This is a genomic window from Pimelobacter sp. 30-1 (genome assembly GCF_018831735.1).
GTDB lineage: Bacteria > Actinomycetota > Actinomycetes > Propionibacteriales > Nocardioidaceae > Nocardioides.
In genome coordinates, this window is record NZ_NHTS01000018.1 from 14382 (window position 1) to 28593 (window position 14212).

Annotated in this window: 13 protein-coding genes; all 13 read right to left on the reverse strand. The window is 70.3% G+C overall.

All coding sequences use genetic code 11. The features are described from left to right. Positions 1 to 113: 113 nt before the first annotated feature. Positions 114 to 866, reverse strand: a complete 753-nt coding sequence (locus tag CCO04_RS27630; RefSeq protein ID WP_215817408.1) for a hypothetical protein — start codon at positions 864 to 866, stop codon at positions 114 to 116. A 57-nt stretch (positions 867 to 923) separates the two neighbouring features. Then, complete coding sequence (locus tag CCO04_RS27635; RefSeq protein WP_215817409.1) at positions 924 to 1193, reverse strand: hypothetical protein; 270 nt, start codon at positions 1191 to 1193, stop codon at positions 924 to 926. A gap of 44 nt (positions 1194 to 1237) precedes the next feature. Further along, entirely contained in the window at positions 1238 to 2191 is a 954-nt protein-coding gene (locus CCO04_RS27640; protein WP_215817410.1) for a DUF6668 family protein, read from the reverse strand. After that, the gene (locus CCO04_RS27645) at positions 2191 to 2724 is read right to left on the reverse strand and encodes a hypothetical protein (RefSeq protein WP_215817411.1); all 534 of its coding nucleotides are present in this window, start codon (positions 2722 to 2724) and stop codon (positions 2191 to 2193) included. Before CCO04_RS27645 ends, CCO04_RS27640 begins: the two co-directional genes overlap by 1 nt. Then, on the reverse strand, positions 2721 to 3008 hold the full coding sequence (locus CCO04_RS27650) for a hypothetical protein (protein ID WP_215817412.1): 288 nt from the start codon (positions 3006 to 3008) through the stop codon (positions 2721 to 2723). Before CCO04_RS27650 ends, CCO04_RS27645 begins: the two co-directional genes overlap by 4 nt. Continuing rightward, a complete protein-coding gene (locus tag CCO04_RS27655) occupies positions 3005 to 4990 on the reverse strand; it encodes an endonuclease/exonuclease/phosphatase family protein (protein WP_215817413.1) in 1986 nt (661 codons plus the stop codon). Before CCO04_RS27655 ends, CCO04_RS27650 begins: the two co-directional genes overlap by 4 nt. After that, positions 4987 to 6687 carry a PQQ-binding-like beta-propeller repeat protein gene (locus CCO04_RS27660; RefSeq protein WP_215817414.1) on the reverse strand — a complete coding sequence of 567 codons (1701 nt, stop codon included), beginning with the start codon at positions 6685 to 6687 and terminating at the stop codon, positions 4987 to 4989. The genes CCO04_RS27655 and CCO04_RS27660 overlap by 4 nt, the downstream gene beginning before the upstream one ends. A gap of 292 nt (positions 6688 to 6979) precedes the next feature. Continuing rightward, on the reverse strand, positions 6980 to 7348 hold the full coding sequence (locus CCO04_RS27665; RefSeq protein ID WP_215817415.1) for a hypothetical protein: 369 nt from the start codon (positions 7346 to 7348) through the stop codon (positions 6980 to 6982). Beyond that, complete coding sequence (locus CCO04_RS27670; protein WP_215817416.1) at positions 7348 to 9147, reverse strand: Ig-like domain-containing protein; 1800 nt, start codon at positions 9145 to 9147, stop codon at positions 7348 to 7350. Before CCO04_RS27670 ends, CCO04_RS27665 begins: the two co-directional genes overlap by 1 nt. Before the next feature lie 68 nt (positions 9148 to 9215). Beyond that, entirely contained in the window at positions 9216 to 10265 is a 1050-nt protein-coding gene (locus tag CCO04_RS27675) for a hypothetical protein (protein WP_215817417.1), read from the reverse strand. 463 nt (positions 10266 to 10728) lie between these two features. Further along, on the reverse strand, positions 10729 to 10914 hold the full coding sequence (locus CCO04_RS27680) for a hypothetical protein (RefSeq protein ID WP_215817418.1): 186 nt from the start codon (positions 10912 to 10914) through the stop codon (positions 10729 to 10731). Between the two features lie 22 nt (positions 10915 to 10936). Then, positions 10937 to 11362, reverse strand: coding sequence for a class F sortase (locus CCO04_RS27685; RefSeq protein WP_215817419.1), 426 nt, complete (start codon positions 11360 to 11362; stop codon positions 10937 to 10939). Between the two features lie 236 nt (positions 11363 to 11598). After that, positions 11599 to 14190 (reverse strand): hypothetical protein, encoded by a 2592-nt coding sequence (locus CCO04_RS27690; RefSeq protein WP_215817420.1) that lies wholly within the window; start codon positions 14188 to 14190, stop codon positions 11599 to 11601. Positions 14191 to 14212: the final 22 nt, after the last annotated feature.

Here is a 14212-nt window from a genome sequence, read left to right on the forward strand (position 1 = left end):
ATCCGCGATCAACTGAAAGAACGAGTCCGCCGCACTCGCCGCAACGCTCTCCGCCGCTCCACCTAGGAGCTCACCCGGGCAGGCGAGCGGATCCGTAATGCCACACGACATCGCTACGCCCCCCAGCTGACGTAGCCCGGCGGGACGGACTCAAGTCCACCGCCGCCGGCGTTGCGCGTACCGTCAACACGCCAGTCACCGGCAGCCCAGATGAGCGGGACATTCAGCGTGCCGAAGGAACCCTTCGCCGAGACGACCAGGACAAGGTTGCAGCGCTCCGCACTGCAGCCTTCGACGTGGAACGCGGCGATCTTCCAGCCCAGCTCCCCCGGCGGAGCGGAGAGCGCCTCGTCGCGGTACTCCCCGGCTGTCATGCCGGCCTCAATGACAGCGGTTCGTTCGGCGCTAGGTGCGGCCGCGATCGCCGACACGATGTTGAGCGCTGCGAAGAGCGCGCCCGTCGGGCTGTGCTGGTAGCACGTTCGCACGAAGCCGCTGACTTCCGAGGGTCCGTAGTCGGCAGAGCTGGGCGCGACCGCGGCGCCGACCGGCTCCCAGGTCGCTTTCGGCGGCAGCGTCGGGGTCTCGGTGGACCCCTTGGTTCCGTTGCAACCCAGGTCGTTCCAGCCGGTCGCGGCGGTTCCGCCGTCGCTGGGGTTGGGGGCTGGTGAGGAGAGGGGGGCAGGCGGCGGCGCGGGGTCGGGGCCGCCGGTTCGTGCCGGGTCGTCCTTGGACGAGGGCAGCACGAGGATCAGCACCAGGCCGAGGGGGATGATGATCACGACCACGGCTGCGACCCACCACCACGGGTTGCGGTCGAAGAAGGATCCGAGTCGTCCGTTCGTCTCGCCACTGTCGTTGCTCACGTGCGTTGCTCCCTAGTTCGGGCGGGCAGAGAGAAGTTGTTGGCGCCTGGCCCGCCCTTAGCCGATGACGGCGAAGGTCGTGAAGATCGCGGTGGCCGAGCCGAGCACGATCGCGCACATCAGGATGATGACGGAGGCCTTGCCGCCCTCGAAGTGGCCACGGCTGAGGGCCCCCCAGCCGGTCATGCCGATGGAGACCAGGAAGGCGATGAACAGGAGGAAGGCGACGATGCCGGTCGTCCATGCGCCGAGGACGCTGAGCTTCTCCATGCCCGGCGGGAGGACCATCGGGACGAGGTTGGCTGCGAGTGCGGTGATCTGAGTCATTTCGGACCCTTTCGTTTCGAGTTGAGGCGGGGGTGTCGGGGGTGTCAGTAGTTCTGCGAACCGGTGGGCTGCTCGGCGTCGCCGTCGTCGCGATCGCGCAGGCGCGCTGCCTTGCGCAGGATGCGCCGCACGTCGCGGGCGATGCGCCCACGGTCGGCCGCCGGCGGTAGAGCGGGGTCGTGTCGAAGGTCTTCGTCCCAGGGCAGGGTCCAGCAGTTCGGTAGCGACCGCTCAACGGAGCGCAGCGCCCGGGCCAGGCCCTTGGACAGCGTCGGTGCGTCTTGCACCACGCACAGCCCAAGGACCCGTAGCGGCTCGAGGTTGCGGGCGGCGAACTGCTGACCAGCGCGCCGCGCAAGGTCGAGCCCTCGAGCGTGGCTGCGCGTCACGAACAGGACCGGGATCGTCACGTCGACGACGTTGTCCAGGCCGACCCCGCAGTCCAGTGCCTTTGGACCGAGTAGGGCTGCCATGGTCGACGTCCCCGCACCACCGTGCAGGCCGACGACCTGCACCAGGTGCTCGCCGGAGGCTGGCCTGACCGGTGGCCAGGTCCCGGGCACCCGGAGCGCTGGGTTGAGCGGGGTCGGTGCCGGAGGAGGGATCGCAGGACCCGTCACGTGCCCCAGGCCGAGCCTGCTCAGGCCGCTGCCGCCTTCGTCGGCGGCCTCCAGCTCGTCGTCGTCCTCACCACGTCCGCTTGCGGCGCGACGTGCCGCCCCGCCTGGCTCGGCCAACAGCGGGTTCACTCCCGCTGCCGCGGGCGCCGTCGCGGTGTCCGGGTTCGAGCGGGAGAAGAACCGCCGCTTGGACCCGGCCACCGCCTCCGTCTCAGCCGACCGCGACGGCGCCGAGGAGATCTCGTCGAGCTCGACGTCCTCCGGCGCCTCCGTCGACGCGTGCTCAGCGGCAGCCGCGACGCGCTCAGCGGCCACGTTCGCGGCCACCCTCGCCCAGTGCTCGCGTGCCGTCGCGCTCTCGGAGGGATCGTCGATCATCACTGCGCTCCCTTCGGGAAGCCGATGTGCTCGAGCCGCCACGGCGCTGTCTCGCTGGTGCGTACCAGGAACAGCGAGTAGCGGCCCTCGTTGGTGGGGACGTAGACCTCCGCGGTCACGCCCTCGGTGTACGGCGCAACCGGCGCCTCGGAGATCTCGCCGGTCACCTTCACCGTCGGGAAGGTTCGAGGGTCGTCGTAGATGTGCACGCCGGCCGCTGCAGGCGACAGCAGCGGCTCCAGCTCGGCCCACCACTGCTCGTAGCCCATGCCCGCGCTGGCGTGCCCGTAGAACGCCTCCCACACGGCCTCGCCGAACGCGACCGGGTCGGTCTCCTCGGCGCCCTCGGGAGCCGTACTCGGCGTCGACGAGCTGGCGCCCGGCCTGGCGCCGGGTGTCTCGTCGCCGCGATCGTTGTCGCCGCCGAGCACTCCGGTCGCGAACAGCACGACGACGCAGACCGCGACGAGTCCGACCCCCAAGACGATGAACGTGCGCCGGCCCTCGGCCAGCACCGTGCTCAGTGCGCTCATGCTCCCTCCTCCTCCTCGCTCGGTCGGTCGACGACGTCACGGGGTGCCGGGCGAGGGTCAGCCACCCACCCGAAGAGCAGGTCGGCCGCGCTGGTCGGTCGGCGGCGGAACCAGCAGAATCCGGCGTAGCCGCCGATCATGAGCGCTACTCCGGGAACGGTGACCCACCAGTTCGACACGAGCCCGCCCACGATCACGACGATCGAGCCCAGCGGGATCGCCGCCACGACCACGACCAGGACAGCACGAGGCGCCGAGGAGAGAGGAGAAGGTCCGTGCGTCATCGGGCTGCTCCTTGCAGGATGCCGGCGTTGACCGGTGCGGCACGGCCCGCGAGGGGCGCCTTGACCGGCACGTCGTTGCCGGACGTCGCCCACGGCACCGCCCAGCCCTCGTAGGTCAGGTGCCAACGGCCGTCGGTGATGTCCGAGGCGGGCCCGACGTCGACGTAGTCCTTGCGCCAGGTGTCGGTGCCGGCCACCTGGCCGTTGCCGAGATAGGTCACGACGTGGCCGTACGGGTTGCCGGCGTTCGTGTAGTAGAGCCAGGCCCCGATCGGGGGCGCGTGACCGTCGACACTGTTGGCGTCGTGGAACACGCCGTTTGCGCGGAACGTGGCCATCGCCGTGGCGGCCGACTCGTAGCCCGAGTTCGGGCGTCCAGCGAGCTGCGCCACGAAGTTCTGGCACCGCCGGAACCAGCCCCCGCCACCGGCAGCGAACCGCTTCGCCCGGGCGATCAGCTCGGCCTGGTCGTAGGGCCCGACGCGCTTCACCGCAGCGTTGACGACGAACCCGCCGCCGCCGTTGTCGGTCGAGGCGCCCGCGGTGTCGCAGTAGACCGCCGGCAGCGGCGCCGATCCACCGGCCAGGGCGTCGACGTCGACCAGGACGCCGTGGTGGTCACTGATCAGCGAGATGGTCCGCTGCGCGACCACCCGCGCGTCGGCCGGAACAAAGACGTAGTCGATGATCCCGCCGCCGTCGTGAGTGGAGACTGGCCCCAAGACGTCAAAGCTAGGCTTCAGGCCCGCCAATCCGAGCTTGGCTCGCGGCCCCCACGGGTCGTTGGCCCGGTACTGGGAGTTGAAGTCGCCCATCGTGATGACCGGGCCCGAGCCCTTCAGCTCGTTGATCAGCGCCACGCCACGGTCCATGCCCTTCGCGAAGAGCTGACGCCGCAGCGGCACGTTGGGACCAATGTGTGCCGGGTTGACCATCTGGTGCATTGACACGACGGACACGACCGCTCCGTCGGCGTTGGCAAGCGTCGCCCAGGTCGCTGCCCGACCGCGGTCGGTCTTGCGCGGGCCGTCCTCGACGAGCACGACGGCCCCGCCGGCGACCTTGCGCCAGCGGTCGGTGCGCCAGAGCACGGCCGTGGAGCGGAACTCCGCCCTGGCCGATCGGAGCCCAGCCGGCGGCTGGTTGCGCTGCAGCGCGTAGCCCGCCGGCGTGATCTGGGCGTCCGAGCGCAGACCCTGCTCGTTGAGCGAGATGAAGTCCGGTGCCTGAGCAACGACCTTGGACAGGTCAGAGTTGAAGCTGCCGCGCGGCAGGTTGTACTTGATGTTGGCCTGGACCACCCGGATTCGGCCGAGGTCCTTCGCGTCCTTCTCCGCCGTCGCTGCGGTGCGAGCCGAGGTGGGCAGGTCGACCGTCGCTGCCACCGGCCGCGCGACGCCCGTGCCTCCTACGCGCTTGCCGCCGGTGAGGTGCTGCAGCAGGGCCGCAGCGTCGTCCCAGAACTGCTGGTAGACGTAGGGGTCACGGTTGCGCTGCACCGCGTGGGCCGCGAGCGTGGGCGGGTTCATCGTCGCCCAGCCCTTGACCTTCACCAGACGGCTGTAGAAGGCGTTGGTCGCGTAGACCGGGTCCATCACCTGCTCGAGCGTCCCCCAGCCGTACTTCGGGGTCTGCTGGAACAGCCCCCACGCCGTCTCGGGGTTGGTGGGGCTCATCCCGTGCTGCTTCTTCGGGATCAGGCCGGACTCGTCGATCGCCGTCATCAGCGCGATCTGCTGACCTCGAGGCGGGATGTTCCGCTGCGCACCGACGCGCACGATGATCGCGGCGTTCGTCATCTGCTCGGCGTTGTAGGGCCCCCACGGCGCGACCTCGCCGTCCTTGACCTGCAGCGACGACCCGCCCGTCGGCGAGCACGCGCTCGCCGGGGGCGTGTAGTCGGCACCGCCGACGATCGGGATCACCAGCAGGATCAGGAACCCGACCGGGAACGCGATCATGGACGCGATGAAGGCCTTCATCGCCCACCGCCCTCAGCAGGCGTGAGCGCGTACAGCCACACGTCCGGCTCGCCGCCGTTGGTGACCAGGTAGGCCGAGGACCGCACAACCGCCTGGGGAGCGGTGACGGTGACCGAGGCCTGCCCGGGATCGGAGCGCCCGCCGAGCCCATCCGGGCCCGCGGACAGCACTTCGTTCCCGGAGGTGCCGAAGGCGATCTCGTCGCCCACAGAGACGGTCGTCCAGCCCTCGATCTCGTGCGTCGCGCCGTCGGTCAGAGCAACCACGGTCGAGACATAGAGGCCCCACGCTCCCGACGGACCCGCCACCAGGGGAAGCTGGGCACCCGCCGTCGTGGTGCCCGTCCCGGACGCCAGCGGCTTGCTGACCCAGCGGCGGGCCCAGGTGCCGTCGTCGCCACCGCTCGTGGGTACGTCGTACCCGGCGAGGACGATGCCCGCGCTGCTCGACGACGTCGACGCCGTCGCCGACGTTGTGGTCGGCGCCGGTGCGGCGTAGGCCAGGATCAGGCGCTCGCCGGTCCAGCCAGCGACGGACACCTGGCCGGCCGCACCCGGCTCGATGCTGGCGCCTGCTCCGGAGACTCTGCCGGAGGTCGAGACGTATACGCGGTCATGGGAGACGGCGATCAGCGAGCCCTCAGGCCCGGGCGCGACAGGCAGCGCGCCGGCGGGCATGACCCGGTCGACGAGCTCGCCGTCGACGACGATCTGTGCGTGGTTCGACCGGCCAATCACGACCGGACCCGTCGCGGTGACCCTGATCTGACCGCCCGACGCCGTGTCGAGCTTCCACTCGCCGACCTCGTCACCGTCGGCCGGGTCGAGCGCAACGAGCGACGACGACGTCGCCACGACCACGGCCGGACGGTCCTCGATCGTGGTCAGCAGCGGCCCCGTAGTGATCGACGACCCCAGGTCGTGATCCCACGCCTTGATGCCCGTGTCCGCCTCGTACGCCTTGATCCGGTCCCCCGAGCCGCCCGCGGCGTACACCCGCTCAGCGTCGGCAGCGACACTGCCGCTGGTCGCGCCAGACAGCGAGCCGAGCTTGACCGCCCACGTCGCGACGGGCGCGTAGCCCGCCGGCGCGACCACCGGGAGCTGCCGGGCGGCCGGTGCCTTCACCGCGGCGGTCTCCTCGGAGCCGCGCAGAAACAGGATCCAGACCATGAACGACACCAGCAGCACCGGGGGACCGAAGACCAGCAGCACGATCGGATGGATGCCGCGCTTCGCGTCGCGGTCACCATCCGGCGTCTGAATCGCCCGGCCCTTTCCGGGCTTGCTGCGCTTGCTCGACTTGCCCGACTTGGCGGGCTTGGCGATGCCAGTGCCTCCCGTCGGCCCCGACGACGTCGTACCCGTGGGCGCTGCGGTGACGTCGTAGACCTTCTCGTCGGCGGTGACCACGGTCTGGAACACCTCGCCGTCGGGGGCCTGAACGCGCACCCGCACCGCCTTGGTCGACCGGATCTCGCCGAGCCGGCGGCCGGCGATGGTCGCGGCCTTGGCCACGATCGCTGCCCGCACTGGCTCGAGGTCGAGGTCGGAGGCGACGATCTCGTCGTCGACCAGGCCGACGTACTCGCCGTCGTCGGTGTCGCGGATCTCCGCACGCAGCATGGGGTACATCGGCACCGTCGTCGGGTCGAACTCGTCGGGCTGCTCGGCAACCGACAGCTCAGGCTTCGCCATGGGTCACCGCCGATCCGAGGCTGCGACGTCCACACGCGGCAAAGACCAGCAGTGAGGAGAGGAGGGGAGCGATAGTCGGCGGCGACGGCTGCGCGGAGGACCTGCGCGACGCGTCGTTGAGGCCGGTCGACCACGACACCCGCGAGGCCAGGTGCGCCACGTGCGTATCGGCCCGGCGGCCGCGGAGGCATCGCGTCGCTGAGCGCGGAATGCCCAGCGCGGCTCCCTCAACCACGACTCTCTCCCCTCCCCTTGCTTGCTTCCCCGAGATCAACCACGAGCGGTTCCCCCGTCAGCTCCCGGTCGCGGCGCCGTCGGCCCCCTCGGCCAGCCGGCGGTGAACGGCCTGCCCTGCCGCCAACCACGGATTGACCACGTCCGCATCAGGCAGCGCCGGAACATCGACGACCGGCTCCTGGGGAGCCGCAGTCACGGCGCCATCAGGTGCGAGCAGGAACTCCGCAGGAACCTCGCCACCCTCGATCCGGATGTGGACCGGGCGGCCAGCACGCTCAGCCTCGTCGAGCAGCATCCGCATCACTTCGACCTCGAGGTCTGCGTGAGTCGTGGCCGAGCACTCCTCGCTCCCCTCGGAGGTGGTGAGGGTCGCGGCGTTCTCGTTGAGAACGGCGAACACCTCAGGACCCGCGGTGCCGGACATCAGCGCACGACCTCGTAGAGGACGCCGCAGCTCGACGTCCCTCCGGCGATCAGGTCGCCGGAGGAGAGAGTGGTCTGCCACACGTACCAGCCTGTGTTGGCCTTGGCCGTGATCACGGCCTTGCCCATCGTGTAGTCGCCGTTGCCCGAGACGTTGCGGCTCTGGTTCTTGCTCGCGACCCGCTTGGCCTCGGTGCAGCGGGCGTTGTCCTTGCTCGCGAACGGTCCGTAGAGCCGCGAGACCACGGTGTGGCCCTCGGCCCGGTCGAACCCGCTCACCTTGACGGTGACGTTGAAGCCCTCGCCGATCTTGACCTGGCGGCTGCGGCCGGCTGGCCGGTCCTGGGCGATCGCCGCCTGCTTGATCACCCGCACCGGCGTCCCACACGTGGACGCGGCGGTGCTGAGGTCGTTGCCGCCGACCGCGACTCCCGCACGGTAGTAGCCCGACTTCGGAGGGAGCCAGGACGGCAGGGAGTATCGGCCGTTCGTGCTGGTCGACGTCGACGAGGTGTAGGGCCGCGGGGAGCTGCAGTTGCTCGCCGAGGTGTCGAAGGGGCCGTAGTACGAGCGCGTCACGCTCCGAGTCCCGGAGCCGCCCGCGATCGTGTACGAGCCACCGAGGAGCTGGCCGACCCGCAGGGCCGAGGCGGCGTTGGCGACGCTCACCGACTGCGAACCCGACGCCCGCACCGAGGTGCTCGAGGCGATGGCGGTCAGCCGGCCCGCGACGGCGACGGCAGAAGCGCGCTTGTTCTTGGGCGCGCGGACGAGCAGGCGCCACTCCGGGACCCGGTCAGCGCGGGCGGTCGCGGTCGTGATCCCCGACTGCGTCACGTCGAAGTTGGCCGTCGCGGTGCCCTCGCTGTTGGTGTACTCGACTGGCGTCGCGCCGCCGTAGCTGAACGTCACTGGCACGTTGGCCAGGCCGAGCCCCGAGGCGGACTTGATCGTGTAGGTCACCCTCGTGGCCGATCCGACCGCGGCGGTCGTCGAGGTCATGCTGACTCGGTACGGGCCGGCCGTCTTGGCGCAGGCCGCCAGCATCGACTTCGCGTAGGAGCGGACGTACTTGCTCTGCCCGGCCTGACGGATCCGCGCCGCGCCGCGAGCCTTGGAGATCCGCCACTTCCCACCCCTGAGGAGGTGGTAGGTGACGGCGTCGACCGCGGCCGCCTGGATACGGTCCTTGAGGTTGCCGTAGGTCGCGAGCACGCACGCGGCGACGCTGGTGTTGCGCGCCGAGGGCTTCGCGGCCGACCCGTTGAGGTCGGAGACCGGGACTGCCGGTCGATACTTGGACTTCACGTTGAGCTTGCGCGGCTCCAGCCGGTAGACGTGCTGGCCGCCCATGCTGCGGCCGCCGATCCAGGAGGAGTCGGCGTACTTGGTGGTCTTGATGGAGTAGCCGGCCCACCGGCCGCCGGCTGCGGCCTCGGCCTCAGCCATCGTGACGCCCTGCGTCACGACCGTCAGCGAGACCAGCGCGGCGAGCCCAGCCATCGTGAGCTGCCACGGACCTCTGTTGCGCGGCATCACCCACCAGCGCAGCAGCCCCAGCAGCACCATGCCCTGCCCGACTCCGATCAGGACGACGGCCGCCGTGGGGAGAAGCATCGTCGCGACCACGACCCGCAGGAAGGCCGTTGAATCCAGCTCGTCGGGTCGACGCCCCGCCCACAACGTGTTCGCGGCGTGCCATGCCAAGACGCCCGTGATCGCTGCCAGCGCGCCGACGAGGACCAGTGTGCGGGCCTGCTTCTGCCCCTCCGTGTCCGGGTTGCTCAGTGCATTCGTCATCGGTTCTTCCTTCCCCCAGGGGCCACGCGTGGGCCCTCGATCTGCATGTTCTGTGCCGGCGTGCCGTCTCATGGCCGCGGTCCCGGCGGTGGGTTGTCGTTGATGCCCTTCGGGCCCCGCGGCTTCTTGCCACCGCCTGAGCCGCCACCGGAGCCCGTGCCGCCGCCCGAGGTTCCCGAGCCGGTCGTCCCTCCGCTCGAGCTCCCGGACGATCCGGTGCTTCCCGACGAGCCCGACGAGGTGCCGCCGCTCGAACGCGGCGGAGCGGTCACACGAACAGTCCCGGTCACCGGCTCCGCGCCGACGACTCGGACCGTCCACGTCGTCCGGCCGGCAGGGAGCTTGCTCAGCGTGAACGTCGTCCACCGCTCGGTGAGCGTGATCACCCGCCGCACCGACGTGCGCGGTCCTGCGGGATCGATCACGACCACGGCACGCGCAGGACGTTGCCGCGCGGTGATCTTCAGCTCGATCCGGTTCACGCCTCCGCGCGCCCGCACTTTCGGCTTCTGCACAGCCACCGGCGGAGCCGCGGTCGGCTCCTGCGTTGGTGCCGAGGTTGGTGCGGAGGTTGGGGCTGAGGACGACGGTGCCGAGGTCGGCGTCTTGGTGCCAGCGCGGGCTGGCTCGCCGTCCGCTCCCCCGGTGAGCAGGACCGCGCCCCCGGTTGTCAGAGCCGCCAGCATCACGACCACGACCGCTGCGACGACCCGGCCCGAGGAACGGCGGCGACCATGACCAGGATCGACAGGTACCGCGACAGCGGGCGCCGTCGCCGTCGGCGCATGCTCACCGTCGACGGCGGCCGCCTCAGCGACGTCGCCCTTCTCCTCGGTGCTCTGGTGGTCGACCATCTCGGCCGCGTCCGGGAGAGCTGCCTCAGCCGATCCCGCCTGCGCCGACGCCGGTGCCACGGGCTCCGGGTCCTCGAGGACCCTGAAGTCGCTCGTGGAGCCGTCCGGGTGGATGACGAGCTCGATGCGCCCCGTCGCGTCAACCGCGATCGCGACGACCGGGCGCTGCAGCGGCTGCGCGAACCGCTCAGCGGCCGCCTCGATGCCGACCTCGTGCAGTGACCGGCTGCCGTCATGGCTGACCAGGTCGCCGTTGACCCGCACGGCGTCGCCGTCGAGCTCGATGCGGACCAGCGGCTCGCTGCGCTGGCCGTCGCTGTGGTGATCGCTCATAGTGCGACCGCCCTGGGGGTAGCGCGCATCCCAGGGGCGCAAGCCCGTTGGTTCATCCCGAGATCCTTCGTTCCTGCCCTGACGGGGACCGCCAAGACCAGTGGGAGGCACTGTAAGCCTGTGAGCGCGCGAACGTATCGCCGATTTCCGCGGAATCTGGCTCGACCTGGCATGTCGAGCCCTCTCGCCGATGCCTGTCGGGAAGCGTGATGGTGGGTGGCGCCGCCGAGCTGGGCAACGCTCGGCGGCGCCTGGTGGCCGGGGACATTGCGCCTGGAGCGACCTCGACGCGCGATGAGGGGATCGCACGGAGGTCCAATCGGACGTGTCCACCTGGCCGATCGCCCGGGGCATGAGGGTTGGGGACGCCCCGGGACGTTCATGGCGGCTGCGCTCATGACGAGTACCGCCTCCACAGCAGCACCGCTGCCATGGCGAGCAGGGGAACGACGATCATGACGCCCACGACCGGCGCGGGAGCGCCAGCGGACTTCGCCAGCCCCGCCGCGCCCGCGACGATCGCGGCGCCCGCGTAGGGACGCGTCGCGCGCCGCACGCCGGCGGGGATCCGTGTCGCCATGGTCGCCTCTCCTCCTGCTACGTCACCGACCGCTGACCAGCCGGGCAGTGACCGTGACGTTGTGCGTGTAGTGGTAGAACCCCGAGGCGTAGACCCGCTTGCGGGCGCACGAGACGAGGCTGATCGTGCGCGGCCCGTCGTGGCGCCAGATCCGCTCGGGCAGGCTCGCGGTGCGCTTGGTGAAGGTCTTCGCGACGACCCGGAAGACCTTCCGCTCGCCGCCGACCGTCCACACGATCCGCGCGCCCTTGCGCAGGCGCTCGATCGAGGCGAACGCCCCCGGACGCCCAGCGCCGTCGGCGACGTGGGCGACCAGGATGCTCGAGCCGGACTTCGCAGACCACGGGCGCGAGCCGCGCCAGCGGCCCACGACGCTCACATCGGCCGGCACCGCAACGGCGCCAGCTCGCATGCCGACCGTGCGCACCGAGGCGCGCGTCCGAAGCATCGGAATGTTCAGCACCGAGGAGACGGAGGACCGCGGAGCAAGCGGATCGGCGGTCGTCTGAACGGTCGACGTGGGTGGGGTGAGGGCCCCGGCGGGGGCCGGAGCGGCCGCCAGCACCAGGCTGACGACCACCCCGACCACCCCCATAACCCCCGAGAGCGCAACCCCACGACCGAGGGCCAGCCGAACCCGGGACCAGACCCGGTACATGAGGCTGCGGTTCATCAGCTCCTACCTCAGAACGGGTGGTAGGCGCCGACGGTCTTGGCCACCACGCTGCGGCCGAACCCGGCCGGGCCCGTCGGGATGTCGGGACGACGCGGCTTCTTCACCAGCGACGTCTGCGACTTCTTGCCCGGCTTGTGCTCGTGCGGGTAGTTCGTCGTCGACTCGTTGACCGACTCGCCGTAGGTGTAGCAGCCGGCCTTCTTGAGCTTCTTCGAGACCCGCGTCTTGTACTTGCCGTTCTTCGACGCGATGAACGAGCCCTTGTCGACGACCTTGGCGCGCGCCTTGGGCCGGTCCCAGTTGACGGCCTTGCAGGAGCCGTTGACCGGCTTCATCGGGCCGTACAGGGTCCAGTAGACGCGGACCTGGACGCCCGGCAGCAGGCCGGTGACCCACACCGTGTCGTGCAGGCGGCCGCCGGTGAAGGCGATCTGGCGCGAGACCAAGGTCTTGACCGCCGGGGCGGCCTTGTCAGCGAGCGTGGTCTGGGTGACGTGGCCGACCGGGTGCTCGACGTTCTCGACGACGTCGTTGCCGATCAGCCGCTCACCGTAGGAGTAGCAGCCGCGCGCCTGGACCGGCTTGCTCACCGGGGTGGTGATCGGACCGTTGCCGGTCGCGATGACGGAGCCCTCGTCGAAGACCGGTGCGTCGACCCACGCCGAGGCGGGCAGGTCGCACTTGCCGTTGACGGCGTCGACCGGACCGTACTTGGTGTACATGATCTCGACCGTCTGCCCGGGCAGGAGGCCCGAGACCATGATGGTGTCGAACGTCGTACCGCCCACGAGGATCTTCTGCGCCGAGACCTGCGTGGCGATCGTCGGCTTGTTCTTGTCCGCGAGCGTGGTCTGCGAGACCTGACCGACCGGGTGCGAGTACGGCGCGATCTCGTCGTTGGCGAAGATCTCCTCGCCGTAGGAGAAGCAGCCCGCGGCCGGGACGAGCACCTCCGGCGTCTTCAGCTCGTGGCCATCGACGATGTCACCGGCAGCAACGGTGAAGGGAGCCGTCGCCAGCACGCCAGCGTTGGCGTAGCTGACACCCTCGCAAGACCCGTTGATCGGGGCGACCGGACCGAACACGGTCCACTCGCCCTTCAGGTCCTGGGTCAGCGGCTCGTCGTGCTCCGGCACGCTCAGCTTGATGGTGTCGTAGATCTTGTCGCCGGCGCGGCTGCGCTGCGCGGAGATCTGCGTCGATGCCGTGACGGCGAGCAGCGGGTGCGAGACCAGGGTGGTCTCCTGGACGATGCCGCACGGCGTGGTGACCGCGATAGTGTCGGCCGTCGCGGCGAGCGTGATCACCCAGGTGTAGTAGCCCTCCTCGGAGACGGAGACCTTCGGGGTCTTGTAGTCGCCCGACCCGTTCACCGGGAAGGTGACGGTCTTGGCGAGCTGAGCAGGCTGACAGTCGGTCGCCGTCGGCTGCGCCTCGTAGCGGCCGTAGAGACGCGCGGTCGCCGTCGTCGTGACGCCGGCCGGGAGGTTCTCGATGTGAACGTTGTCAAAGAACTCCTCGCCCGGCTCGACGAGCTTGCTCGAGGTGACGGTGAAGACCACGGGCTCGCCGAACCGGACTTCGCCCGAGAGACGCAGCTGTGCGGTGTCGGACTCCTTCTGCGCGATCCAGCCGCGCTGGATGCCATTGTTGGGCGGGTCGAACAGCTTGCCCTCGCCGGCGGGCCCGACGATCGAGCCGTTGATCGCGAGCGTGCCGGCCTTGCGGGCGGTGATGGTCACCGGAACATTCCGGTCGCCGAGGCTCGTCACCGTGGTGGGACCGGAGACGCGGTCGTTGTAGGCGAGGGTGATCTTCGCGCCCGGGACACGCTTGCCCGCCGCCGAGACGACCGAGGCCTGCAGGGTCCGGGTCTGGCCGACCTTGATGTCAGCGGTGCTGCCGGTGAGCTGGAGCGTCCAGGGGCCGTAGTAGGCCGACGCCTTGTTCCACATCACCCGCGCACGCTTGATCACGGCGTCCGGGACGGCGCCCTGGCCGGGGACCTCGTCACCGACGCGCAGGTTGCCGGGCAGCTGGCCCTTGGTGTCCGACATGACCAGGCGGATCAGGTAGTGGATGGCAGCCGCGTCCGTGTCCCCGGCGCCCGTGGCGTACTCGAGGATCACGTAGTTGAGCGCGGCGCGCTCCTGCTTGCGGATCGCCTTGCCGTACTGACTCTTGAGGTCCTTGGTCGACTTGATCGGCGCCGACGCGGGCAGGCGCGAGTCCTTGCCCTTGTCGATGCAGAAGAAGATCCGACCCTTCGGGTTCGTCAGGTTGCCCAGCCACGTCACGCGGCCGTCGGCGAACCTCACGCACACACCGTTGCGCAAGTTCGGGTCGTAGGGACGACACGCCGACTTCGGTGCCGCCGCCCGGGCGACCGGCCCGACCGCCTTCGACGCCGCCTTGACCGTCTTGGCTGCCGTCTTCGCGGCCGCGTTCACCGTCGCCGTCGCTGCCCCAGCGGCGGGTGCGTTCGCGACCGCGAGGCCGCTCAGCACCAGCGCCAGGGTCAGCGCCGTGGTCAGCACGCCGACGACCGTCTGGACCGCATTGCGCCAGGTGAGGCGCGGCGGGGGGTGAAGGTGGAACACTATTCGGGTCCTCTCATAGGGG

Coding starts and splice junctions, on each gene's coding strand:
- CCO04_RS27635 (WP_215817409.1), bottom strand. CDS start 1,193: ATGACTCAGATCACCGCACTCGCAGCCAACCTCGTCCCGATGGTCCTC.
- CCO04_RS27640 (WP_215817410.1), bottom strand. CDS start 2,191: ATGATCGACGATCCCTCCGAGAGCGCGACGGCACGCGAGCACTGGGCG.
- CCO04_RS27645 (WP_215817411.1), bottom strand. CDS start 2,724: ATGAGCGCACTGAGCACGGTGCTGGCCGAGGGCCGGCGCACGTTCATC.
- CCO04_RS27650 (WP_215817412.1), bottom strand. CDS start 3,008: ATGACGCACGGACCTTCTCCTCTCTCCTCGGCGCCTCGTGCTGTCCTG.
- CCO04_RS27655 (WP_215817413.1), bottom strand. CDS start 4,990: ATGAAGGCCTTCATCGCGTCCATGATCGCGTTCCCGGTCGGGTTCCTG.
- CCO04_RS27660 (WP_215817414.1), bottom strand. CDS start 6,687: ATGGCGAAGCCTGAGCTGTCGGTTGCCGAGCAGCCCGACGAGTTCGAC.
- CCO04_RS27665 (WP_215817415.1), bottom strand. CDS start 7,348: ATGTCCGGCACCGCGGGTCCTGAGGTGTTCGCCGTTCTCAACGAGAAC.
- CCO04_RS27670 (WP_215817416.1), bottom strand. CDS start 9,147: ATGACGAATGCACTGAGCAACCCGGACACGGAGGGGCAGAAGCAGGCC.
- CCO04_RS27680 (WP_215817418.1), bottom strand. CDS start 10,914: ATGGCGACACGGATCCCCGCCGGCGTGCGGCGCGCGACGCGTCCCTAC.
- CCO04_RS27685 (WP_215817419.1), bottom strand. CDS start 11,362: ATGCTTCGGACGCGCGCCTCGGTGCGCACGGTCGGCATGCGAGCTGGC.